Below are 21037 nucleotides of genomic sequence, written 5' to 3'. Positions count from 1 at the left end.
TTCGCGGTATGTGTCTGGCATCACGCCGGACCCCACCGCATAACATAGTCATGACCCGCCCGAGGAGCCAGATGGCCAAACCCGCCCCCCCCCGGACCGAACGCCGCTTTCGCGGGTTCGAGCCCGCATCCGCGCTGTTGAAGGAGCGGATACGCGCGGCGGGGGAAACGCGCGGGTTCGCCGTCACCCGGTTGCTGACCGCCTGGGCCGAGATCGTCGGGCCGGATCTGGCGCGGGTGACGCGGCCCGTGAAGGTCAGCTATCCGCGCGACGGGTTCGGGGCGACGCTGACGTTGTTGGTGCGGTCCGCCCACGCCCCGATGGTGGAGATGGAAAAACCGCGTCTGATCGGCAAGGTGAACGCCTGTTATGGATATGCCGCCATCAGCCGCGTCGTGCTGACGCAGACGGCCCCCACGGGGTTCGACGGGGGGCAGGCCGACTTCGCCGCCATCCCCAAGGCCCCCGCGCCGCCCGACCCGAAGGTCGAGGCGGAGGCGGCGAACATGGCGACCGGCACGGAAGACGAGGGGTTGCGCCGCGCGCTCGAATCCCTCACCCGCAATTATCTGACGCGCATGGCGCAATCGAAGAAAGGCTCCTGACATGAAAATCCGTCTTGCCGCCGTGGCGCTGGCCGCCGCCCTGGGGGGCATGGCCCTGCCCGCTTTGGCCCAAGATACCGCCCCCGCCGGCGAACAGACCGCCCCCACCGTGCCGGAACTGGTGCTGGGCCAGGCCGACGCGCCGGTCACCATCGTGGAATACGCCTCCTACACCTGCCCGCATTGCGCCGATTTCCACACCAACGTGTTCGATAAGTTGAAGGCGGATTACATCGATTCCGGCAAGGTGAAGTTCATCTTCCGCGAGGTGTATTTCGACCGTTATGGCCTGTGGGCGTCGATGATCGCCCGCTGTGGGGGCGAGATGCGATATTTCGGCGTGTCCGACATGCTGTTCGACCAGCAGCGCGAATGGGCCGGGTCGTCCGATCCGGCGGTGGTGGTGCAGAACCTCAAGCGGATCGGCCGCACGGCGGGCATGGATGACGCGACGATGGATCAGTGCATGCAGGACGGGGCCATGGCGCAGGCGCTGGTCGAGAATTACGAGGCGAACGTGAAGGAAGACGGCGTCGAGGGCACGCCGACGATCTTCGTCAACGGGGCCAAGCATTCGAACATGAGCTATGCCGACCTGAAAGAGCTGATCGACGCCGAGCTGTGAAGCGCGCGGTCCAGCGCCGCGTCCAGCGGGGCCGGATCGTCCAGCGCCAGACGCACGGGCAGGGTCATGATAGATGACCGGAAGGACGCGGGCACACGCACCGCGTCCTTTTCCGTCGTGACCAGCCGCGCGCCCTTGGCCTGTGCCTCCGCCGTCAGGCGGGTCAGGAGGGCGGGGGTCAGGGGCTGATGATCGCGCAAGGGGTGGGCGGCGACCAGCCTTGCCCCAAGATCGGTCAGGGTGGCGAAGAACTTCTCCGGGTGGCCGATGCCCGCAAAGGCCACCACCGGCGCATCCGCCCATGACACGCCGGTATCCAGCGGTTGAAGCGCGCCGCGCAGATGGGGGACGGACCAATCCCCCGTGAACCCCGCCTGTGCGGCGGGCGGGCCGATGGACAAAAGAAGATCGGCCCGCGCCAGCCCCGCCGCCACGGGTTCGCGCAGCGGCCCTGCGGGCAGGCAGCGCCCGTTGCCGAACCCCTTGGCCGCATCGACGACGATGATCGACATATCCTTGTGGACGGCGGGGTTCTGAAAGCCGTCATCCAGCACGATGGCCTGCGCCCCGGCCGCGACGGCCGCCCGCACCCCCGCCGCGCGGTCCCTGGCCACCCATGTGGGGGCGAAGGCGGCCAGCAACAGCGGTTCATCCCCCACGCGGTCCGCCCCCTGACCCGCCACCCGCAGCGGCCCCGCCTCCGACCCGCCATAGCCGCGCGAGACAACATGCGCGGCCACCCCGCGCGCCGCCAGACGGTCCAGAAGGGCGATGACGGTGGGCGTCTTGCCCGTGCCGCCCGCGTTCAGGTTGCCGACGCAGATCACGGGCACCGGGGCGCGCCATCCTGCGCGCGCCACCCGCCGCGCGGTGGCGGCGGCATAGGCGGCCCCCAGGGGCGACAGCAGGCGCGCGGGCCAGGCCGGGCGGTCCGGCGGGGTGAACCAGAAGGCGGGGGCGGTCATGCGCGTTCCTCGATCATGCGGTCGATCAGGTCCAGCACGCGGTCCGTGACCTCGCTGCCATCGGACGCCATGTCCCATGCGGCCCCGGCCAACGCGGCGACCCGTTCGGGCGACATCAGGTCGGCCAGCGCGTCGCCCAGCCCCTTGGCCTGGGTGACGGGCAGCGTCGCCCCCCGCGCCGCCAGCCGGGCGAAGGGCGCGGCATAGATCCCCGCTTTCGGCCCGTGGATCAGGGCGGAGCCGAGCGCCGCCGCCTCCAGCGGATCGCGCCGCGCGCCGGTGGTCAGCGATCCGCCCGCGTAACAGATCGAGGCCAGCCGATACCACAGGCCCAGTTCGTCGGGGTGGTCGGCGATATAGACCTCGGTTTCGGGGTGGATGTCATCCTCCTGCGCGCGCTGGGCGACGGACAGGCCCGCCGCCTCCATCCGCCGCGCCAGTTCGGCGGCGCGGTCGGCACTTTCCGGCATGACGATCAGCAAAAGACGGTGCGACAGGCGCAGGGCGGAGCGATGGGCGGCGATGACGGCGTCCTCCTCCACCTGCGGCAGGCAGGCGGCCAGCCAGACCGGGCGCGCGCCGATGGTGCGCGCCAGTTCCGCGCGCTCCGCCTCGGTGCAGGGCAGGGTCAGGTGCGGCTCCTCCATGCGGCCTGCGACCTTCACGCGGCCCTCATCCGCGCCCGCGCGCAGAAAGGCACGCGATGCGGCGTCATCCAGCGTCAGGATATGGGCGAAATGGCCCATGGTGGCGCGGGTCAGGCCGGGGAACCAGCGCGCGCGGTCGGGCAGGCGGGCGTGCTGTGCATCCGCGAAGATCAGGGGAATGCCCCGCGCCGCGGCGTCCGCCAGAAGGGCGGGGCGCAGGTCCCCCTCCATCCACAGGCCCAGATCGGGCCGCCAATGGTCCAGAAACGCACGGATCTGGGCCCGCCCCTCGCCCGGAAGATCGGCGCGCAGAACCCCCTTGGGCGGGGGGGGCGGCCCTTCCGCGCCGGTCATGAGGACGGTGCGGTCCTGCTCCTCGGCCAGCCGCCGGGCCAGTTCGGTCAGGGGGCGCGCGGCGTCGACGGTCGGGGCGTGCACCCAGACCAGCGCCCCCGCGGGGCGGGGACGGGGGTCGGGCGCACCGGGCTCACGCCGCTGTGTTGCGGCGTAAAGCGAAAGGCCGAACGAATGGGCCATGTCCGGTCTGGATCAGATGCCCAGCTCTTCCGTGGGGGAGGCGGGCTGCGCCTCGTCCCGCAGGCGGTGGATATGGGCGATGTAGTAACGGGTGTGGGCGTCGTCCACGGTGCGTTGCGCCGCACCCTTCCACGCCTTGAACGCGCTGTCATAGTCGGGGAACATGCCGACGATGTCGATCTCGTTCATGTCCCGGAACACGTTCTTCGAGGGGGAGACGAGTTCGCCCCCGAACACGAGGTGAAGCCGCTGCGCCATGGTGCCTCCTGCTGGCCGGATGATGGCGCAACGTAACCCGCCGCCCGGCGGGCTTCAAGTTGGTGCGGGGGCTATACATTCGGGCGCGGGGGATGTAGAGGTCGCCCCTTCGGCCTGAACGGTCCGGTGCGGTGGAAATGGGCCACTGCCTCTCGGGGGGATGGATGGCCGGTTGAACCGGCGGCGCTGCCGCCCCCTTTGGGAACAGACATTATGGATACGACATTGATCGCCGGGCCGTTGGCCGCGGCGCTGGAAGCCAAGGGCTATTCCACGCTGACGCAGGTGCAGAACGCCGTCATCGCCGAACACGTGCAGGGCCGCGACGCCCTGGTGTCGGCGCAGACGGGGTCGGGCAAGACGGTGGCCTTCGGCTTGGCCATGGCACCCGAGATCCTGAACGGCGCGGACCGCCTGTTGTTCGCCGACACGCCGCTGGCGCTGGCCATCGCGCCGACGCGCGAACTGGCGCTGCAGGTCGCGCGCGAACTGGAATGGCTTTATGCCGAAGCGGGCGCCGTGATCGCCACCTGCGTCGGCGGCATGGATTACCGGACCGAGAAGCGGGCGCTGGACCGTGGCGCGCATATCGTCGTCGGCACGCCCGGCCGTCTGCGCGACCATATCGAACGCAAGTCGCTGGACCTGTCGGGCCTGCGCGCTGCCGTGCTGGACGAAGCCGACGAGATGCTGGATCTGGGCTTTCGCGACGATCTGGAATTCATCCTGTCCGCCGCGCCGGAAGATCGCCGCACGCTGATGTTCTCGGCCACTGTCCCGCGTGAGATCGCGGCCCTGGCCGAGGATTTCCAGAACGACGCCCTGCGCATCCAGGCGGGTGGCGAGGCCAAGCAGCATGGGGACATCGAATACCGCGCCTATTCCGTCGTGTCGCGTGACAAGGAAAACGCGATCTTCAACACCTTGCGGTTCCATGAGGCGCAGACGGCCATCGTCTTCTGCAAGACGCGGGCGAATGTGAACAACCTGCTGGCCCGCATGGGCAATCGCGGGTTCAAGGTCGTGGCGCTGTCGGGCGAGCTGAGCCAGCAGGAGCGGACGCACGCCCTGCAATCCCTGCGCGACGGGCGGGCCAATGTCTGCATCGCGACGGACGTGGCCGCGCGCGGCATCGACCTTCCGGGGTTGGAGCTGGTGATCCATGCCGACCTGCCGTCGAATTCGGAAACCCTGCTGCACCGTTCGGGCCGGACGGGCCGCGCGGGGTCCAAGGGCGTGTCCGCGCTGATCGTGCCGCAGGCCGAATTGCGCAAGGCGCAGCGCCTGCTGCAAGGGGCCAAGGTCGTGGCCGAATGGGGCAACCCCCCGTCCGCCGACGAGGTTCAGGCCAAGGATGACGAGCGTATCGTGAACCACCCGGCCCTTGCCCCGGCGGGCGAGGAAGCGGCGTTGGCGCAGGCGCTGGTCGAACAGTTCGGCGCGGAAAGCGTCGCCGCCGCCTTCATCCGCCTGTGGCGAGAGGGGCGTTCGGCCCCCGAGGTGCTGACGGACGTGTCGGCCCCCGCCGGGGCCAGCGCCCCGCGCGACCGGGGCGAGTTCGGCGATTCGGTCTGGTTCCAGCTGTCGGTCGGCCATACGGGCCGGGCCGAGGCCCGCTGGCTGCTGCCCAAGCTGTGCGAGGCCGGTGGCATCACCAAGAACGACATCGGCGCGATCCGCATCCAGCAGGAGGTCAGCTTCGTGCAGATCGCCAAGGCGGCGGCCCCCCGGTTCGGCGACCGCCTGACGGTGGAAAACGGCATCGAGATGGAGCGGATGGCCGGCGAGCCGTCCTTTGACCGCCCCGAACGCGGCGCCCGTCCGCCGCGCCCCCCGCGCGAGGATCGCGGCCCCCGTCCGTCGCGTGACGACCGCCCCGCCCGTGCCCCGCGCGAGGAGCGGTCTTTCCGCGAAGATCGTCCCGCCCGCACCGAACGTCCCGCCTATGGCGAGCGGTCCGAGCGTCCGCCCTATGGCGACCGTCCGGCCCGTCCGGCGCGTGAGAAGGCCCCCTACCAGCCCAAGCCCTCGCGCTTTGTCGACGAGGATGCCCCCCGCTGGTCGCCCGAGGACGGGAAGGACGCCCTCCCGCGCGAGGCGTTCCAAAAGGACAAGAAGCCCCGCTGGAAGGCCGATGATCGCGCCGAAAAGGCCGAGCGTCCGCGTTCGTCCGGGTTCAAGAGCCATGGCCCCCGCGCCGATGGCGACAAACCGCGCTCGACCGGGTTCAAGTCGCATGGCGGCAAACCCGGCGACAAGCCGCGTTCGGAAGGCTTCAAGAGCCATGGGGGCGACAAGCCCTATGGCAACGGCCCCCGCACGGGCGGCTTCAAGAAAACCGCCGGGGCCGACGCCCGTCCGACGCGGGCCAAGCCGAAATTCGACGCCAAGGACACGTCGAAGCGGTTCACCCCGCCGAAAAAGGGCTGAGGGATCGGGGGGCGTTCGCGCCCCCTTTTTTACGCCAAACCAACCGCCGCGCGGATGGTCGCATCGCGCAGCGACACCTCTGCCCCCAGCCAGGCGTCGCCCCCGGGGCCGCACATCCACACCAACGTGCGCGCGGGCCATTCGGGCGGGACATGGTCGGCGAAATCAATCTGGCTGACGGCGTTGATCCCGCTTTGCTTGATCCGCCGCTGCATGTCGGTGGCCACCGTGCCGGGCGACAGGCTGATGGCGCGCAGGCCGTGCTCGGCCTCCTCCAGATGGGCGGCGCGGGTCAGCATCAGCGCGCCCGCCTTGGCGGTGCAATAGGCGCTCCACCCATCCAACGGACGATGCGCCGCGCCGGAGCCGACGGTCAGCACCGTCCCGCCCCCTTGCGCCCGCATCACCGGCAGCACGGCGCGAAAGCCGTGGAACACCCCCTTCAGGTTCACGTCGATCGCACGGGCCCAGTCGGTGGGGTCCGCCGTCGCCAAAGGGCCGATCGGGTCGATGGTGCCCGCATTGTTGATCCACACGTCCAGCCGCCCGTGCCGTGCGGCGATGTCGGCCACCGCCGCCTGCACATGATCCCAGTCGGCCACGTCGCAGGCCAAGGTCGAGGCCCCGGCGGGCGCGTGGCGCGCCAGCGCCCCCGTGTCGCGGCCCAGCATCACCACCTGCGCGCCCGCCGCCGCAAAGGCCTGCGCCGCGGCCAGCCCGATCCCGCGCCCCGCGCCGGTGATCGCCACCACTTTGCCCGTCATGTCCATATTCGCCTCCTTTATCGCCCTTGACCCTTGCCGCAGGGCGCACAACCTTATGTCCATGTTTTTTCTTCGGGAGGTCAACGGATGAAACGCTTCCAACGGACGGGCGCAAGTCTGATCGCCCTTTGCGTCTCGGCAGGGGTCGCATGGGCCGATGTGACGCCCGAACAGGTGTGGGAGGATTGGCAGGCCACCTCGCGCAATTGGGGTCAGGACATGACCGCCGAATCCACCACGCGCGAGGGCGACGCGCTGATCGTGCGCAACGTCAAGGTGGCGTCGGACAAGGACGGCGCCACGATGAATGGCACGATCGACCAGCTGACCTTCCGCGAAGCCCAAGGCGGCACGGTGGAGGTCACCGCATCGCCCGACTATCCCATGACGCTGACGGTCGTGCCGGAGGCGACGCTGGAGACGCCCCACCCCGAACCCCTGACGATGAAGGTGAACCTGCGCAATGCGGGCCTTGTCATGCGGGCCAGCGGCGATCCGGGCGCGGTCCGCTATGACTATGACGCCGACACGCTGGCAATCACTGTCGACGACATGACGGAAGGCGGCGAAGATGTGGCCTTCGGGCTTGAGGCGGTGATGAACGCGGTCGAAGGCTCCTACCTGTCGGGCGACGAGGTGCAGTCGACCATGACCGCCGACACGACCGATATCGCGATGACGGGGGGCGAGGCGCAGAACGGCGGGGCGCTGAACTATCACCTGAAAGGGGTCAGCGTGACCAGCACCGGCACCGGCATGGGGGCCATGGGAGGCGGCGATCTGGCGGAGGCGGTGGCCGGGGGGATGCGGATGCAGGCGGGGTTTGCCTATGACAGCTCCACCTATGATTTCCGCATCGATGCGCCGGACACCACGACCGAAGGCAAGGGCACCAGCGGAACCGGCACCCTGAATTTCCGCGCGGCGCCCGAGGGCATGGTCTATTCCAGCGACACGGCTGATGCGACGCTGACGATGCGGGGCGGGAAAATCCCGTTCCCGGTCGATCTGCGGATGGGCCGGGCGACGTCCACCACGTCGATGCCGGTGGCCAAGTCGAACGATCCGCAGCCGTTCGCGCTTGCCCTGCGCCTGTCGGAGGTGACGGCGTCCGACGCGATGTGGAACGCGTTCGACCCGAACGGCGCGCTGCCCCGCGACCCGGCAGACATCGCGCTGGACCTGTCGGGCCGGGGCGTGATGCCGACCGAAGGAAACCCCGCGCCGGACGCGCCGACCGACGTGACCATCAACGAATTGCTGATCCGTCTGGCCGGGGCCGAACTGACCGGCACGGGCGAAGGGACGGTGACGGGCCCGGACCGCAACACCAATCCCGAAGCGCCCCCGACGGTGAACGGCACGCTGAACCTGATGCTGAAGGGCGGCAACGCGCTGATCGACAACGCCATCGCCGCGGGGCTTTTGCCCGAGCAGCAGGCGCTTGGCGCGCGGATGATGCTGGGCATGTTCTCCCGCCCCGTGACGGGGCAGGAGGATGCGGTCGAATCCCGGATCGAGATGCGCAACGGGCAACTTCTGGTGAACGGCCAGCGGTTGCAGTGACTTGTCCTGTCGGGCCGGGGGGCTTACCTCTGGCCCGATGAAGGAGATGCCGATGACCGACCGTCTTGAAACCCTGACCGCCCGCCTTCTGGATGCGGCCCGCCATGCGGGGGCGACCGAGGCCGACGCCATCGCCATTGACCAGAGCGCGGTCGGCGTGGACATTCGCGGCGGCGCGCTGGAACAGGCGGAACGGGCGGAGTCGGTCGAGGTTGGCCTGCGCGTCCTGATCGGGGGGCGGCAGGCCTGCGTGTCCGTCTCGGATCTGTCGGATACCAGCTTTGCCATGGCGGCCGAACGGGCCGTCGCCATGGCGCGCGAGGCGCCCGAGGATCCGTATGTGGGCTTGGCCGATCCGGCGCAGGTCGTGCGGGACTGGGCCGATCTGGACCTGGCCGATCCGGCCCCCGAACCCTCTGCCGCCGATCTTGAGGGCGACGCCCGCGCGGTGGAGGCGGCGGCGCTGATCCGCGGCATCACGCAGGTGGAGGCGAGCGCCTCCTACAGCCGCCGGTCGGCGTGGCTGGCGGCGACCAACGGGTTTTCGGGCGGATACGGGCGCACGTCGCGGTCCATGTCCGCCGTGGCCTTCACAGGAAGCGGCACGGGGATGGAGCGCGACTGGGCTGGCGAATCGCGCATCTTTCAGGCCGACCTGCCGGGGGCGGATGTGGTGGGCGCGCTGGCCGCCGAACGGGCGTTGGCGCGGACCGGCGCGCGCAAGCCGAAATCGGGCGCGTTTCCGGTCCTGTTCGATGAACGCATCGCCTCCAGCCTGATCGGGCATCTGTTGCAGGCGGTGAACGGTGCGACCGTGGCGCGGGGTGGCGGTTGGCTGCGCGACCGTCTGGGCCAGCCGGTTCTGCCGAAGGGCCTGTCGGTGATCGAGGATCAGGCCCGCCCGCGCGCCGGATCCTCGCGCCCCTTCGACGCCGAAGGGCTGGCCTCCCGCCGCCGCGCGATCGTGGAGGATGGCGTTCTGACCGGCTGGACGCTGGATTTGGCGAATGCGCGCAAGCTGGGGATGGACAGCACCGCCTCGGCCGCGCGGGGGGTGATGGCCCCGCCCAGCCCCGCCACGTCGAACATCGACCTGAGCCAAGGCACCGCGACCCGCGCCGATCTGATCGCGCAGATGGGGACGGGGCTGCTGGTCACCTCGCTGATCGGGTCGTCGATCAACGGCACCACGGGGGATTATTCGCGCGGGGCCTCGGGCTTCTGGGTGGAGAAGGGCGAGATTGCGTTCCCGGTCAACGAACTGACCATCGCTGGCAACCTGCGCGACATGCTGATGTCGCTGACCCCGGCCAACGATGCGCGTGCCCACCTGTCCACGCGCGTGCCCAGCCTGCTGGTCGAGGGGCTGACGCTGGCCGGGGCATGACGTTCGACGCGCGGGTGATCGGGGCAGGTCCGGCGGGCCTGATGGCGGCGGATGTGCTGTCGGCGGCGGGGCTGCGGGTCGTCGTGCTGGACCAGAAGCCCTCGGTCGCGCGCAAGTTCCTGATGGCGGGCAAGTCGGGGCTGAACCTGACCAAGGACGATCCCGATTTCGTTACCCAATTTCCCGATTGGATGCGGCGAATGGTGGACGGCTTCGGGCCGGAGGCGGTCAAGGACTGGGCGCGCGGGCTGGGGCAGGAGGTCTTTACCGGGTCGTCGGGGCGGGTGTTTCCGGTGGCGATGAAAGGCTCCCCCCTGCTGCGCGCGTGGCTGGCGCAGCTGGCGACGCAGGGGGTGGAGGTGCGGACCCGCTGGCGGTTCGACGGCACGGCCTTCGACACGCCCGAAGGACGGCAGGCGCTGGACGCGCCGATCACCATCCTGGCGCTTGGCGGGGCAAGCTGGGCGCGCTTGGGCAGCGACGGGGCGTGGGCCGATTGGATCGGTGCGCCGTTGGCCCCGTTCCGCCCTGCGAATATGGGGTTTCGTGTGGATTGGTCGCCGCATATGGCGCGCCATTTCGGCCAGCCGATCAAGGGGGCTGTCCTTTACGCGGGGGACCTGTCGGTGCGGGCGGAATTCGTGCTGACCCGCACGGGGATCGAGGGGGGCGGCATCTATGCCCTGTCGCGGCCCCTGCGCGAGGGGGCGGGGCTGGTTCTGGACCTTGCACCGGATCTGTCGGCAGCGGCGCTGGCCGCGCGGATCAAACCAAAGGACAGTGCGGCGAACCGTCTGCGGAAGCTTGGCCTGTCCCCGGCGGCCGCCGCGTTGGTGCAGGAATTCCACCGCCCCTTGCCCGACGATCTGGCGGGGCTGATCAAGGCGCTGCCCGTTCCGCTGAACGGCCCGCAGCCGATGGATCAGGCGATCTCCACCGCCGGGGGCATCCGGGCCGAGGCGCTGACCGACGGTCTGGAACTGCGCGCCCGCCCCGGCACCTATCCCGTGGGCGAAATGCTGGATTGGGAGGCGCCGACGGGCGGCTACCTCCTGACCGGCTGTCTGGCGACGGGCCGTTGGGCGGCCCGTGCCGCGGTGAACCGCACGGTTTAAAGGCCGGGGATGATGTCCAGCACGCCGCGACGGCTGAAGGTCGCATCGCCGCCGCCGAAATACATCTTGGCGTTCAGGCCGACATAGGTTTCCGACCCGTGCACCTCGTCCAGATCGGCCTTGAACCGCCCGATCTCGGCGCCCAGCGAAATGTCGGGGCTGAGCGCGTAATCCGCGGTGATCGCATATTTGCGCATGTCCAGCCCGCGAATGTCGGCGCGGTCATAGGCCAGGCCCAGCCCGAATTCCGGCGCGACGTTATAGCTGCCGGAGATCCCGGCCAGCATCCCGTCATAGCGCACGGATTCCCCACGCCCCAGATACAGCTCCCCCTCGAACATCGCGGATTTCTGCGTCAGTTCGAAGCCGTAGAAGTCGCGGGAATTGCCGCCGATCCGCTCCGCGCCATAGAACACGCCCATCGCCACTTCGGGCGCGACGTTGTAGATGCCGTGCAGGGTCAGATCATGCGCGGTCTCGCCCACCTCGAAGAACTTCGACACGCCCGCGTCGATCTGCGCGCCCAGTTGCGGACCGAAGGCGAAGGTGGCCTGCCCCGACAGGCCCGCCTTGGAATAATCCATGTCGTCGGTGAACGCGGAATAGCTGAGTTCGGCATTGCCGCCGGTGAACTGGAAGGCCATGGCCGGTGCGGCGGCCAGCGCCAGCGCCACGGCGCTGGAGGCAAGAAGTTTCATATCACTGCTCCGTTTTTATATTTATGCCGCCGGTTTATCAAACTCGGCGGAACCGCGCTAGCGTCGCATCATGGCCAAGCGGATCAGCGCCCGTTCCATCACCGCCATGGCCGGCGCGCGGGACGAGGAGCGGAGCGTAAGGTCGGTCTCCACCAAAAGCGCCAGCGCCTGTTCCAGCTTCGGGGCCCCCCAGCCGGAGGCCTGCCGCTGCATCCGGTCGCGGCGCGGGCCGAAGATCGGCGGGCGCATCCGGGCCATGCCTTCGGACATGCCGCCCGGATGGCTGGCGGCGGCGTGAAGCGCGCGGAAATGGCGCAGCGCCGCGATGCACAGGCCCACGGGTTGCAGGCCCTGCCCCTCCAACCGCCGCAGAAGGGGGGCGAGATCGCCCGCGCGGTGTTCGGCGGCGGCGTGGATCAGGTCGTCCACCTCCGCCTCCACCGTGGCGGGGGCCATGGCGGCCACCTCGGCGCTGGTCAGGGGGGTGGGGTCGCCGTGCTTGTAAAGCGCGATCTTTTCCACCGTCTGGCGAAAATCGCCGGGATCGAGTGCGCGGGCAAGCGCGGTCAGATCCGTCATCGCGGCGGGGTCGAGGGCGGTCAGGCCCGCGCGGCGCAGGGTCTCCTCGATCTCTTCCCGGCTTGGCGGATCGTCATAAAGGCCGATGGCGATGCTGTCGGGGCGGGGTTCGACCGCCTTGCGCAGGGCGGATTTGGCCGTAAGGCCGCCCGCCGTGATCACCAGAACCGCATCGCCCGGACGCCAGTCCGACAGGGCGGTGGCCACCTGCGGGGCGTGGGCGTCGCCCGCCTCCTCCAGCAGGACCACGCGCGGGCCGGGAAAGAACCCGCTGGCGCGCAGCGCGTCGATCAGGGCGGCGGGGTCGCGCCGCAGATCGGCGGCGGGCAGGCGGGTCAGGCGCATCTCGGCCTCCCCTTCGGGGCCGATCAGGGCGGCCACGACCTCCTGGCGCCGCAGGGCCACGCGCATCGTGTCGGCGCCGAAGATCAGCAGCGCCGCCTTGCCCGCATCGGGGCGCGCGAAATAGTGCGCGGCCTCCGCCCCCTTCAGGATCATGCGTGCCAGGACCCGGCGGTGGCGGTCAGGCGCGTGACGATCTGGTCGGCCAGAATCCGCATCAGGCGGTAATTGGCATCCTCCTCCGCCGCGAGGCCGGCAACGGTGGATCCGGTCGCGGAATAGGCGGTGAAGTTCGTCGCCGTCCCCCCCGTCAACCGCCGCCCGGAGGCGATGTCCACCACGCCCCAGTCGATCGTGCCCACGATGTTGTAGCGGGTGATCGTGTTGTCGCGCCGTTGGCCCACGCCCGACACCTTGGTGGCGATGGCATAGGTCAGCTCGTAGCGTTCGGCCCCCGACTTGCCCAGACGTTCCTCCATCCGTTCGACGAAGTCGAAGCCGTTCTTGTCGGTGGGATCATCCAGCCGGAACGCGCCCTGAAGGCCCGCCGCCGGACCCCCGGGGCCATAGGCCGGGGTGAACCCGCATCCGGCCAGTCCCAGAAGGCCGAGGCCCAGAAGGGCGCGGCGATCAGGCGACCACATTGACGATCCGCCCCGGCACGACGATCAACTTCTTGGGCATATTCCCCTCCAGAAAACGGATCACGGTTTCATCGGCCAGAACCAGCGCTTCGATCTGGTCCTTCGGCATGTCCTTGGGCACGGTGATCTCGGCCCGGCGCTTGCCGTTGATCTGGATGGGCAGCGTGACGCTGTCCTCCACCAGAAGGGCGGGATCGGCCTTGGGCCAGGGCGCCTGCACCACCAACCCCGCGCCGCCCATCATCTGCCAGATGTCTTCGGCCAGATGGGGCACGAAGGGCGACAGAAGCTGGGACATGACGCGCATCGCGTCCCGCTTGGCCGCGCCCCCGGCATCGGATTTCGACAGGGTGCTCGTGAATTCATAAAGGCGCGCGACGGCCTTGTTGAAGGCGAAATTCTCGATCCCCTGGGTCACGTCGAGGGTGGCGCGGGCGGTGGCGCGGGCCAGGGCGTCGTCGCCCGGCCCCGTGCCGGTGGCCTCCGTCAGGTCGTTCGCGATGCGCCACAGGCGGCCCAGGAACTTCGACGCGGCCTCGGCCCCCGAGGCGGTCCATTCCACATCCCGTTCCGGGGGGCTGTCGGACATCACGAACCAGCGGGCGGTGTCGGCACCATAGGCGTCGATGATGCTCATGGGATCGACGACGTTCTTCTTGGACTTCGACATCTTGGCCGAGGGGATGACCTCCACCGGGGTGCCGTCGCGGGTCCGGCCGTCCACCACATCCTCGGGCAGGTGATAGACGGGACGGCCCTGCGGGTCGCGGGTCATGTAGATTTCGTGCGTCACCATGCCTTGGGTGAACAGCGCGTTGAACGGCTCTTGCGCCGAGGCGGGCAGATGGCCCGTCTTGTGCATGGCCCGGCAGAAGAACCGCGAATAAAGAAGGTGCAGGATCGCATGTTCCACCCCGCCGATATACTGGTCCACGTTCATCCAGTAGTCGGTTTCATCCGTGGTAGGCGTGGGCGCGTGTGGCGCGGTGAAGCGGGCGAAATACCACGAACTGTCGACGAACGTGTCCATCGTGTCCGTCTCGCGCCTGGCCGCGCCGCCGCAGGCGGGGCAGGGCACGTCGCGCCAAGTGGGGTGACGGTCCAGCGGATTGCCGGGCTGATCGAAGGTCACGTCGTCGGGCAGGCGGACGGGCAGGTTTTCCTTCCGCTCGGCCACGACGCCGCAGGATGGGCAGTGCACGACCGGGATCGGGCAACCCCAATAGCGTTGGCGCGACAGGCCCCAGTCGCGCAGGCGGTAATTGGTGACCCCGTGACCGACGCCGTTCTCCTCGCAGAACGCGATGGCGGCGGCAACGGCCTCCTCCCCCGTCTGCTCCGCCGCGCCGGCGAAACCGCGGATATAGCGGACAACCTCGGTCTTGGGCGGGGCATAGGCGCCCGGCGGGATGCCTTCGTCCACCGGCTGGAACACCGGGTCGATGGGCAGGTCGTATTTCTGCGCAAATTCGAAATCGCGCGCGTCATGGGCGGGGCAGCCGAAGATCGCGCCCGTGCCGTAATCCATCAGGATGAAGTTCGCGATATAGATCGGCAGCTCCCACGCCGTGTCGAACGGGTGGCGCACCTTGAGGCCGGTGTCAAAGCCCAGCTTCTCCGCCGTTTCCACCGCCTCGGCCGTGGTGCCCAGCTTGCGGCATTCCGCGACGAAGGCCGCGACATCGGGATCGTGGCGTTCCAGATATTTCGCCAGCGGGTGATCGGGGCTGATCGCGGCAAAGCTTGCCCCCATCAGCGTGTCGGGGCGGGTGGTATAGACATCCAGCCGGTCGAACCCCTCGGGCGCGTCCACGGTGGAAAAGGCGAATTGCAGCCCGCGCGACTGGCCGATCCAGTTGGCCTGCATCAGGCGGACCTTTTCCGGCCAATCCTTCAGCCCGTCCAGCGCGCCCAGAAGATCATCGGCAAAGTCCGAGATCTTGAAGAACCACTGCGTCAGTTCCTTGCGTTCGACCGCCGCGCCCGAGCGCCAGCCCTTGCCGTCGATCACCTGTTCGTTCGCCAGCACGGTCATGTCGACCGGATCCCAGTTCACCTGCGCCGATTTGCGATAGACGAGGCCCGCCTCCATCATGTCGAGGAACATGGCCTGCTGCTGGCCGTAATAGTCCGGGTCGCAGGTCGCGAATTCCCGGCTCCAGTCGATGGACAGGCCGAGGGGCTTCATCTGCTGCTTCATCACGGCGATGTTGCCGTAGGTCCAGTCCTTGGGATGCCCGCCGCTTTCCATCGCCGCGTTTTCGGCGGGCATTCCGAAGGCGTCCCAGCCCATCGGATGCAGCACCGAAAACCCGCAGCTGGCCTTGTAGCGGGCCACCACGTCCCCCATGGTATAGTTGCGCACATGGCCCATGTGGATGCGCCCCGAAGGGTAGGGAAACATCTCCAGCACATAATATTTGGGCTTCGCCTCGTCCCGCCGGGCGGTGAAGGTTCCGGCCTCGTCCCACGCGGCTTGCCATTTGGGTTCGGATTGCGCGGGGGAATAGGACATGCGGGGCCTCGGGTGGGGATGTGTGCGCCTCAGGGGTTACACCCGTGGCGCCTTATCGTCCAGCCAAACGGGTGTCAGAACAGGCCCATCATCCACGCCACGGCGAAAATCGCCAGCGAGTAGGCCCACATCGGCAACAGGGCGAACCGGATGTGCCGCCCCATGTCCAGCCCCGCCAGCCCCAGCGCCAGCCACAACGCGGGCGAAAAGGGGCTGATGAAGGTGCCGACGATGTTGGCCACCATCATGGCATAGACGGTCTGCTGCGGTGGCACGCCGTGCTGGCCCACGATTTCGGCCACGATCGGCAGCAGGCCGAAATAATGCGCGTCGGTCGACAGAACCAGTTCCAGAGGCAGGCCGATGATGCCCAGAAGGATGTGCAGGACCGGAACCACCTGCGACGGCAGGACGGCCACCAGCGCCTGCGCGATGGCGCGCAGCATTCCCGTGCCGTCCATGACGCCCAGAAAGACCCCGGCGGCCAGGATGATCGCGGCCATGGTCAGCGCCGCCGAGGCATGGGCCTGAATGCGGCGCATCTGTTCGCCCGCATCGGGATAGTTGACGACCAGCGCCACCGACAGCGCCAGCATGAAGGTCAGCGGGGTCGGAAGGACGCCCGACACCAGCATGACCAGCGTGGCGAAAAAGATGGCGGCGTTGACCCAGATCAGGCGCGGACGCTCCAGCGCGCGGGCCGGATCTTCGGCATCGGTCGCGGCCGGGGGTTCGGCCGTGTCGGCGTCATAGGCATAGGCCCGCCCCGACGCGATGCGCCGTTGTTCGCGGCGGCCATAAAGGAAGGCCATCCCCATCAGGATCACCGCCCCGGCGATCTGCACGGGGATCAGCGGATGCCACAGCTCGGTCACGTCCAGCCCCGTGACCGCCGCCGCGCGTCCCAAGGGACCGGCCCAAGGCATCATGTTCAGGATGCCCGCGCCCGACGCCAGCAACAGCAGCATGACATAGGGGTTCATCCCCAACCGGCGATACAGAGGCAAGAGCGCGGGAACCGTCAGCAGGAAGGTCGTGGCCCCCGCGCCGTCCAGATGCGCCAGCATACCGGCCAGCGCGGTGCCAAGCGCGACATAGACCGGATTGCCGCGCGTCAGACGGACCAGCCCGTCGATCAGCGGCCGGAACAGCCCCGTATCCTGCAACACGCCAAAGAAGGTGATGGCAAAGATGAACATCGCGGCCACGCTCATGACGCGCCCAAGACCAGATTCGAAGAACTCCGAGATTTGCGTGAGGTCGAAGCCGGCCAGGAGAGCCCCGGCAACCGGCACGCTGGCCAGTGCCACGACGGGCGACACGCGCCCGAACAGCAGCAGCAGGATGACGGTTGCCAGCGTCAGGACGCCGATAAGTGTGAGCATGGTTCCCCTCCCTTGCCTCAAGCGTGGTATCCCGTGGTATGCTTGGGAATACTTTGACGCGTCAACCCGAAGTGCCTCTGTGCCGTGGCACACAGAGGCTTGGGCATCGCGGCACATTGTCGCAAAAGGGCCGATGCATTACGTTCGAACCGCAGCAGAAAGGACCATGCGATGACACTGGAACTGGGTCTCGACACCTTCGGGGACATGACGAACGGACCGGACGGTGCGCCGCTGTCCCATGCGCAGGTGATCCGCAACGTGGTCGATCAGGGGGTTCTGGCCGATCAGGTCGGCGTCGATTTCATCGGCATCGGCGAACATCACCGCGAGGATTTCGCGATCTCCGCCCCCGAGGTGGTTCTGGCGGGCATCGCCGCGCGCACCGAACGCATCCGGTTGGGATCGGCGGTGACGGTGCTGTCCTCGGACGATCCGATCCGCGTGTTCCAACGCTTCGCGACGGTGGACGCCATTTCGGGCGGGCGGGCCGAGGTTATTCTGGGCCGCGGATCCTTCACCGAAAGCTTTCCGCTGTTCGGCCATGACCTGAGCGATTACGAGCGCCTGTTCACCGAGAAGCTGGACCTGTTCGCCCGTCTTGCGCGCGAGAAGAAGGTGACGTGGAAGGGCACGATCCATCCCGGCCTGAAGGCACAGGAGGTGTTTCCGCCGATGGAGAACGGGCCGCTGAAAACCTGGATCGGGGTCGGTGGCAGCCCGGAATCGGTGGTGCGGGCGGCGCATTACAGCCTGCCGTTGATGCTGGCGATCATCGGCGGATCGCCCGCGCGCTTTCGCCCTTACGTGGACCTCTATCTCCAATCGTTCGAGGCGGAGGGGAAGGTCGCCCCCCCCATCGGCGTGCATTCCCCCGGCCATGTCGCCGCCACGGATGCCGAAGCGCGGGACCAGTTCTTTGCAGGCTACAGCATATCCCATGCCTTGATCGGCCGCACGCGGGGCTGGCCGCCCCTGCGCCGCGCCGATTTCGACCGAGAGGTGGACCGCGGATCCATGTATGTGGGCAGCCCCGAAACCGTTGCGGGCAAGATCGCGGCCACCGTCCGCGCGCTGAGCCTGTCGCGGTTCGACCTGAAATATTCGGGCGGTCCGGTCCCGCATGACGTGTCGATGGAGGGAATCCGCCTTTACGGCGAAAAGGTCATCCCGATGGTGCGGGACATGCTGGCCTGACGCGCCGATCCCCTAAAACGGAACGGGCGCGGTGACGGTCAGGCTGCGCCGCGTTTCGGGATGGGTCAGGCGCAGATGTTCGGCATGCAGCATCAGGCGCGGAAAGTCCTGCGCCGCGCCGGTGGCATAAAGCGGATCGCCCAGGATCGGGTGACCCATCGCCTGCATGTGCACGCGCAACTGATGGCTGCGCCCGGTCACGGGGGTCAGGCGCAGGCGGGTTTCGGTCGCGTCGCGGGCCACCACCTCCCAATCGGTCTGGGCGGGTTTGCCGGTGTCGTGGTTCACATGCTGGCGCGGGCGGTTCGGCCAATCGACGATCAGCGGCAGGTCCACGCGGCCCCGGTCGCCCGCAACCTGACCCCAGACCCGCGCGGCATAGGTTTTCCGCACCAGCCGCTTTTCGAACTGCTGGCCAAGGGCGGCCTGCGCCTCCTTGTCGCGGGCGAAGACGATCACGCCCGACGTGTCCAGATCCAGCCGGTGCACCAGAAGAATGTCGTAGAACACGACCCGCAACCGCGCGATCAGGCAATCGGCGTGATCGTCGCCGCGCCCTGGCACCGACAAAAGGCCGGCGGGCTTGTTCGCCACCACGATCCGCGCATCCTCGTGCAGGATGTCCAGCGGGGTCGCGGGCGGGGCATAGACGAAGGTCACGCGGCGTCCTTGAAGATGCGGGCCAGGATCGTGGCCAGCGCCTCGGCATCGGCGTCGGTGAAGGCGGCCGGGGTGTTGCTGTCCAGATCCAGCACGCCCAGCAGATCCCCCGCGCCGTTCCAGACCGGCAGCACCAGTTCCGACCGGGTGGAGGAGGCGCAGGCGATGTGCCCCGGAAACGCGTCCACATCCGGCACGACCTGCGCCTGACCCGTGCGCGCCGCCGCCCCGCACACGCCGCGCGCGAAGGGGATCACCAGACAGCCGTGCCCGCCCTGATAGGGGCCGATCTTCAACATTTCCGGCCCCGTGACACGATAGAACCCGGTCCAGTCCGACAGCGGATGCGCGTGGTGCAATTCGCAGGCGACGGTGGCCATCAGGGCCACCGCATCGGTTTCCCCGTGGCACAGCGCATCGAGGGTGTTGGACAGCGTGTCGTAATCCATGGGCCTCAGTTCATGTTGAAATGCAGCGGATAGCGGCCTTCGTCGAAATCGCCGAACATCTCGGCCAGATCGGGATGGTCCACCGGCTCTCCCGTCTCGTCCGGGGTCAGGTTCCCTTCCGAGACATAGGCGATGTAGTAGCTTTGGTCGTTTTCGGCCAGCAGGTGATAGAAGGGCTGGTCCTTGGCCGGGCGGCTGTCCTCGGGGATCGCGTCATACCATTCGTCGGTGTTGGCGAACATCGCGTCCACGTCGAAAACCACCCCGCGAAACGCATGCTTGCGATGACGGAGCACCTGTCCAAGGTGGTATTTGGCCTGCGATGCGATCATGGAACGTCCTTTCCGGCCCCGCATACTGGGGTTGCGCGCATGAGTCCACTGGGCGCGACCTTGCCATGCGCGGTCCGGTCGCACGGCTTTGTCATTCCCCCGCTGGGCGATTCTGGATATGGTGCCCGAAAATACGCATGAGGGGCATATGAGCCGATTTCTTCGTGCGTCGATACTTCTGCTGACGCTCGCATCCTGCGGGAGCAGCAACTTCTCGGCGCCGCGCGATCTTGAAAACGCCTGCAACATCGTCGCGGAACGTCCGGCCTATTGGCGCGCGATGCAAAAGACCGAACGCCAATGGGGCGTGCCGGTGCATGTGCAGATGGCGACCATCCATCAGGAATCGAAGTTCATCGGCAACGCCCGCACCCCACACCAATATGTCCTTGGGGTGATTCCCGTCGGACGGCAAAGCACGGCCTATGGCTACAGCCAGGCGCTGGACGGCACGTGGGAAGAATATCAGGCGGAAACGAACAACCGCCGTGCCCGCCGCGACCGGATCGAGGATGCGACGGATTTCATGGGCTGGTACATGGCGAAATCCACGCGGTCGCTGGGCATCGCGCCCTTCGACGCCTCGAACCAGTATCTGGCCTATCACGAAGGGCGGACGGGATTTGCGCGGCAAAGCTATGCCGCCAAACCGTGGCTTGTGGCCGTGGCGTCGCGCGTGGGGACACGTGCGGAACGCTACCGCACGCAACTGGCGACCTGTCGCGGCTGATCAGCGGCTGCGGCGCTGCTGTTCGCTGGTGATGGAGAACAGCGAGGAGGCCAGGTTGCCGCCCTTCTGCAGTTCGCCCAGAATCACCGTCGTCTGCGCACCGGCATTGTCCGTGATGACCCATTGGCGCAGTTCGGTCGGGTTGGCGGTGAACACCATTTCGATCTTGCCCTGTTCGGGGCGCTGCGGATCCTGGGCCACGACGCGGGTGGTGTTCTCCACCTCGGTATGGCCGACCACCATGCGCGCGCGGCTGAGATCAACGTTCTGATCCAGAATGATGCTGAGCGGGGTGCGCGACAGCGGATACTGTTCCGCCGTCTGGTTGGATTTCGCGTCGAAGATCGCGACCTGACCCCCGCCGGCCAGCACCACCGAATTGTCCGGCTGGGCGTATTCGAACCGCACGCGGCCCGGCCGATGCATCATCAGCTTGCCGGTGGAGACGGAGCCGTCGGGGTTCACTTGCGTGAAATCCGATTGCGCCGTGGTGAGCGAGTTCAGATAGCGCGAGATTTCCGAAAGCGGAATCCGTTCGGCGGCGGCGGGCAGCGCGAACAGGGCGAGGGCGATGGCCGAGGCCAAGAGGGTGCGTATGCGTGTCATG

The 21037-nt window shown here is 68.2% G+C and carries 21 protein-coding genes; 8 read left to right on the top strand and 13 right to left on the bottom strand.

Translation table 11 applies throughout. From position 1 onward, the window contains the following. Positions 1-71: 71 nt before the first annotated feature. Positions 72-605 (top strand): DUF721 domain-containing protein, encoded by a 534-nt coding sequence (locus tag MU449_RS12430; RefSeq protein WP_425310487.1) that lies wholly within the window; start codon positions 72-74, stop codon positions 603-605. 1 nt (position 606) lies between these two features. Continuing rightward, positions 607-1230, top strand: coding sequence for a DsbA family protein (locus tag MU449_RS12425; RefSeq protein ID WP_244738538.1), 624 nt, complete (start codon positions 607-609; stop codon positions 1228-1230). Here the strand turns inward: MU449_RS12425 and lpxK are convergent. Genes lpxK through MU449_RS12410 form a run of 3 tightly spaced genes read right to left on the bottom strand, consistent with a single transcriptional unit; the run spans position 1191 to position 3637 of the window. Beyond that, positions 1191-2195, bottom strand: a complete 1005-nt coding sequence (gene lpxK / locus MU449_RS12420) for a tetraacyldisaccharide 4'-kinase (protein WP_244738536.1) — start codon at positions 2193-2195, stop codon at positions 1191-1193. The two genes, MU449_RS12425 and lpxK, sit on opposite strands and share 40 nt — an antisense overlap. Further along, positions 2192-3379 (bottom strand): 3-deoxy-D-manno-octulosonic acid transferase, encoded by a 1188-nt coding sequence (locus MU449_RS12415; RefSeq protein WP_244738534.1) that lies wholly within the window; start codon positions 3377-3379, stop codon positions 2192-2194. Before MU449_RS12415 ends, lpxK begins: the two co-directional genes overlap by 4 nt. A gap of 12 nt (positions 3380-3391) precedes the next feature. Continuing rightward, positions 3392-3637, bottom strand: a complete 246-nt coding sequence (locus tag MU449_RS12410) for a DUF4170 domain-containing protein (protein ID WP_244738532.1) — start codon at positions 3635-3637, stop codon at positions 3392-3394. A 213-nt stretch (positions 3638-3850) separates the two neighbouring features. On the opposite strand from MU449_RS12410, the gene MU449_RS12405 reads away from it, so the two are divergent. Next, complete coding sequence (locus tag MU449_RS12405) at positions 3851-6067, top strand: DEAD/DEAH box helicase (RefSeq protein WP_244738529.1); 2217 nt, start codon at positions 3851-3853, stop codon at positions 6065-6067. A gap of 29 nt (positions 6068-6096) precedes the next feature. On the opposite strand, the gene MU449_RS12400 is transcribed toward MU449_RS12405, so the two are convergent. Then, positions 6097-6837 (bottom strand): SDR family oxidoreductase, encoded by a 741-nt coding sequence (locus tag MU449_RS12400; RefSeq protein ID WP_244738527.1) that lies wholly within the window; start codon positions 6835-6837, stop codon positions 6097-6099. A gap of 81 nt (positions 6838-6918) precedes the next feature. On the opposite strand from MU449_RS12400, the gene MU449_RS12395 reads away from it, so the two are divergent. Genes MU449_RS12395 through MU449_RS12385 form a run of 3 tightly spaced genes read left to right on the top strand, consistent with a single transcriptional unit; the run spans position 6919 to position 10899 of the window. Further along, a complete protein-coding gene (locus MU449_RS12395) occupies positions 6919-8397 on the top strand; it encodes a DUF2125 domain-containing protein (protein ID WP_244738525.1) in 1479 nt (492 codons plus the stop codon). A gap of 52 nt (positions 8398-8449) precedes the next feature. Beyond that, complete coding sequence (locus MU449_RS12390; protein ID WP_244738523.1) at positions 8450-9784, top strand: TldD/PmbA family protein; 1335 nt, start codon at positions 8450-8452, stop codon at positions 9782-9784. Beyond that, positions 9781-10899, top strand: a complete 1119-nt coding sequence (locus MU449_RS12385; RefSeq protein ID WP_244738521.1) for a TIGR03862 family flavoprotein — start codon at positions 9781-9783, stop codon at positions 10897-10899. Before MU449_RS12390 ends, MU449_RS12385 begins: the two co-directional genes overlap by 4 nt. Here MU449_RS12385 and MU449_RS12380 read toward each other — a convergent pair. The 5 genes from MU449_RS12380 to MU449_RS12360 form a co-directional block, all read right to left on the bottom strand. Further along, on the bottom strand, positions 10896-11597 hold the full coding sequence (locus tag MU449_RS12380) for a porin (RefSeq protein ID WP_244738520.1): 702 nt from the start codon (positions 11595-11597) through the stop codon (positions 10896-10898). The two genes, MU449_RS12385 and MU449_RS12380, sit on opposite strands and share 4 nt — an antisense overlap. Before the next feature lie 57 nt (positions 11598-11654). Next, positions 11655-12674, bottom strand: a complete 1020-nt coding sequence (gene holA / locus MU449_RS12375) for a DNA polymerase III subunit delta (RefSeq protein WP_244738519.1) — start codon at positions 12672-12674, stop codon at positions 11655-11657. Then, on the bottom strand, positions 12671-13162 hold the full coding sequence (lptE, locus tag MU449_RS12370; protein WP_244738518.1) for an LPS assembly lipoprotein LptE: 492 nt from the start codon (positions 13160-13162) through the stop codon (positions 12671-12673). The genes holA and lptE overlap by 4 nt, the downstream gene beginning before the upstream one ends. Then, positions 13149-15677: a leucine--tRNA ligase gene (gene leuS / locus MU449_RS12365; RefSeq protein WP_244738517.1), complete on the bottom strand. Its 2529-nt coding sequence runs from the start codon at positions 15675-15677 to the stop codon at positions 13149-13151. The genes lptE and leuS overlap by 14 nt, the downstream gene beginning before the upstream one ends. Positions 15678-15751: 74 nt before the next feature. Beyond that, entirely contained in the window at positions 15752-17062 is a 1311-nt protein-coding gene (locus MU449_RS12360) for a CitMHS family transporter (protein WP_244738516.1), read from the bottom strand. Positions 17063-17233: 171 nt separating this feature from the next. On the opposite strand from MU449_RS12360, the gene MU449_RS12355 reads away from it, so the two are divergent. Next, positions 17234-18259, top strand: coding sequence for an LLM class flavin-dependent oxidoreductase (locus tag MU449_RS12355; protein WP_244738514.1), 1026 nt, complete (start codon positions 17234-17236; stop codon positions 18257-18259). 12 nt (positions 18260-18271) lie between these two features. Here MU449_RS12355 and MU449_RS12350 read toward each other — a convergent pair whose 3' ends face one another. Genes MU449_RS12350 through hspQ form a run of 3 tightly spaced genes read right to left on the bottom strand, consistent with a single transcriptional unit; the run spans position 18272 to position 19700 of the window. After that, positions 18272-18919: an RluA family pseudouridine synthase gene (locus MU449_RS12350; RefSeq protein WP_244738512.1), complete on the bottom strand. Its 648-nt coding sequence runs from the start codon at positions 18917-18919 to the stop codon at positions 18272-18274. Next, a complete protein-coding gene (locus MU449_RS12345; protein ID WP_244738510.1) occupies positions 18916-19368 on the bottom strand; it encodes a GAF domain-containing protein in 453 nt (150 codons plus the stop codon). The genes MU449_RS12350 and MU449_RS12345 overlap by 4 nt, the downstream gene beginning before the upstream one ends. Before the next feature lie 5 nt (positions 19369-19373). Then, complete coding sequence (hspQ, locus tag MU449_RS12340) at positions 19374-19700, bottom strand: heat shock protein HspQ (RefSeq protein WP_244738509.1); 327 nt, start codon at positions 19698-19700, stop codon at positions 19374-19376. 148 nt (positions 19701-19848) lie between these two features. Here hspQ and MU449_RS12335 point away from each other — a divergent pair, with 148 nt between their 5' ends. Next, positions 19849-20430, top strand: a complete 582-nt coding sequence (locus MU449_RS12335; protein ID WP_244738507.1) for a transglycosylase SLT domain-containing protein — start codon at positions 19849-19851, stop codon at positions 20428-20430. Here MU449_RS12335 and MU449_RS12330 read toward each other — a convergent pair whose 3' ends face one another. Then, positions 20431-21036, bottom strand: a complete 606-nt coding sequence (locus MU449_RS12330) for a LolA family protein (protein ID WP_244738505.1) — start codon at positions 21034-21036, stop codon at positions 20431-20433. Position 21037 lies beyond the last annotated feature (1 nt).

Source organism: Falsirhodobacter halotolerans (genome assembly GCF_022899245.1).
GTDB lineage: Bacteria > Pseudomonadota > Alphaproteobacteria > Rhodobacterales > Rhodobacteraceae > Falsirhodobacter > Falsirhodobacter halotolerans.
This window is presented reverse-complemented; position numbering and strand designations above follow the sequence as displayed.

Bases quoted from the DNA above. Each gene is read 5' to 3' on its own strand.
- MU449_RS12430 (WP_425310487.1), top strand. From the start codon at position 72: ATGGCCAAACCCGCCCCCCCCCGGACCGAACGCCGCTTTCGCGGGTTC.
- MU449_RS12425 (WP_244738538.1), top strand. From the start codon at position 607: ATGAAAATCCGTCTTGCCGCCGTGGCGCTGGCCGCCGCCCTGGGGGGC.
- lpxK (WP_244738536.1), bottom strand. From the start codon at position 2,195: ATGACCGCCCCCGCCTTCTGGTTCACCCCGCCGGACCGCCCGGCCTGG.
- MU449_RS12415 (WP_244738534.1), bottom strand. From the start codon at position 3,379: ATGGCCCATTCGTTCGGCCTTTCGCTTTACGCCGCAACACAGCGGCGT.
- MU449_RS12410 (WP_244738532.1), bottom strand. From the start codon at position 3,637: ATGGCGCAGCGGCTTCACCTCGTGTTCGGGGGCGAACTCGTCTCCCCC.
- MU449_RS12405 (WP_244738529.1), top strand. From the start codon at position 3,851: ATGGATACGACATTGATCGCCGGGCCGTTGGCCGCGGCGCTGGAAGCC.
- MU449_RS12400 (WP_244738527.1), bottom strand. From the start codon at position 6,837: ATGGACATGACGGGCAAAGTGGTGGCGATCACCGGCGCGGGGCGCGGG.
- MU449_RS12395 (WP_244738525.1), top strand. From the start codon at position 6,919: ATGAAACGCTTCCAACGGACGGGCGCAAGTCTGATCGCCCTTTGCGTC.
- MU449_RS12390 (WP_244738523.1), top strand. From the start codon at position 8,450: ATGACCGACCGTCTTGAAACCCTGACCGCCCGCCTTCTGGATGCGGCC.
- MU449_RS12385 (WP_244738521.1), top strand. From the start codon at position 9,781: ATGACGTTCGACGCGCGGGTGATCGGGGCAGGTCCGGCGGGCCTGATG.
- MU449_RS12380 (WP_244738520.1), bottom strand. From the start codon at position 11,597: ATGAAACTTCTTGCCTCCAGCGCCGTGGCGCTGGCGCTGGCCGCCGCA.
- holA (WP_244738519.1), bottom strand. From the start codon at position 12,674: ATGATCCTGAAGGGGGCGGAGGCCGCGCACTATTTCGCGCGCCCCGAT.
- lptE (WP_244738518.1), bottom strand. From the start codon at position 13,162: ATGTGGTCGCCTGATCGCCGCGCCCTTCTGGGCCTCGGCCTTCTGGGA.
- leuS (WP_244738517.1), bottom strand. From the start codon at position 15,677: ATGTCCTATTCCCCCGCGCAATCCGAACCCAAATGGCAAGCCGCGTGG.
- MU449_RS12360 (WP_244738516.1), bottom strand. From the start codon at position 17,062: ATGCTCACACTTATCGGCGTCCTGACGCTGGCAACCGTCATCCTGCTG.
- MU449_RS12355 (WP_244738514.1), top strand. From the start codon at position 17,234: ATGACACTGGAACTGGGTCTCGACACCTTCGGGGACATGACGAACGGA.
- MU449_RS12345 (WP_244738510.1), bottom strand. From the start codon at position 19,368: ATGGATTACGACACGCTGTCCAACACCCTCGATGCGCTGTGCCACGGG.
- hspQ (WP_244738509.1), bottom strand. From the start codon at position 19,700: ATGATCGCATCGCAGGCCAAATACCACCTTGGACAGGTGCTCCGTCAT.
- MU449_RS12335 (WP_244738507.1), top strand. From the start codon at position 19,849: ATGAGCCGATTTCTTCGTGCGTCGATACTTCTGCTGACGCTCGCATCC.
- MU449_RS12330 (WP_244738505.1), bottom strand. From the start codon at position 21,036: ATGACACGCATACGCACCCTCTTGGCCTCGGCCATCGCCCTCGCCCTG.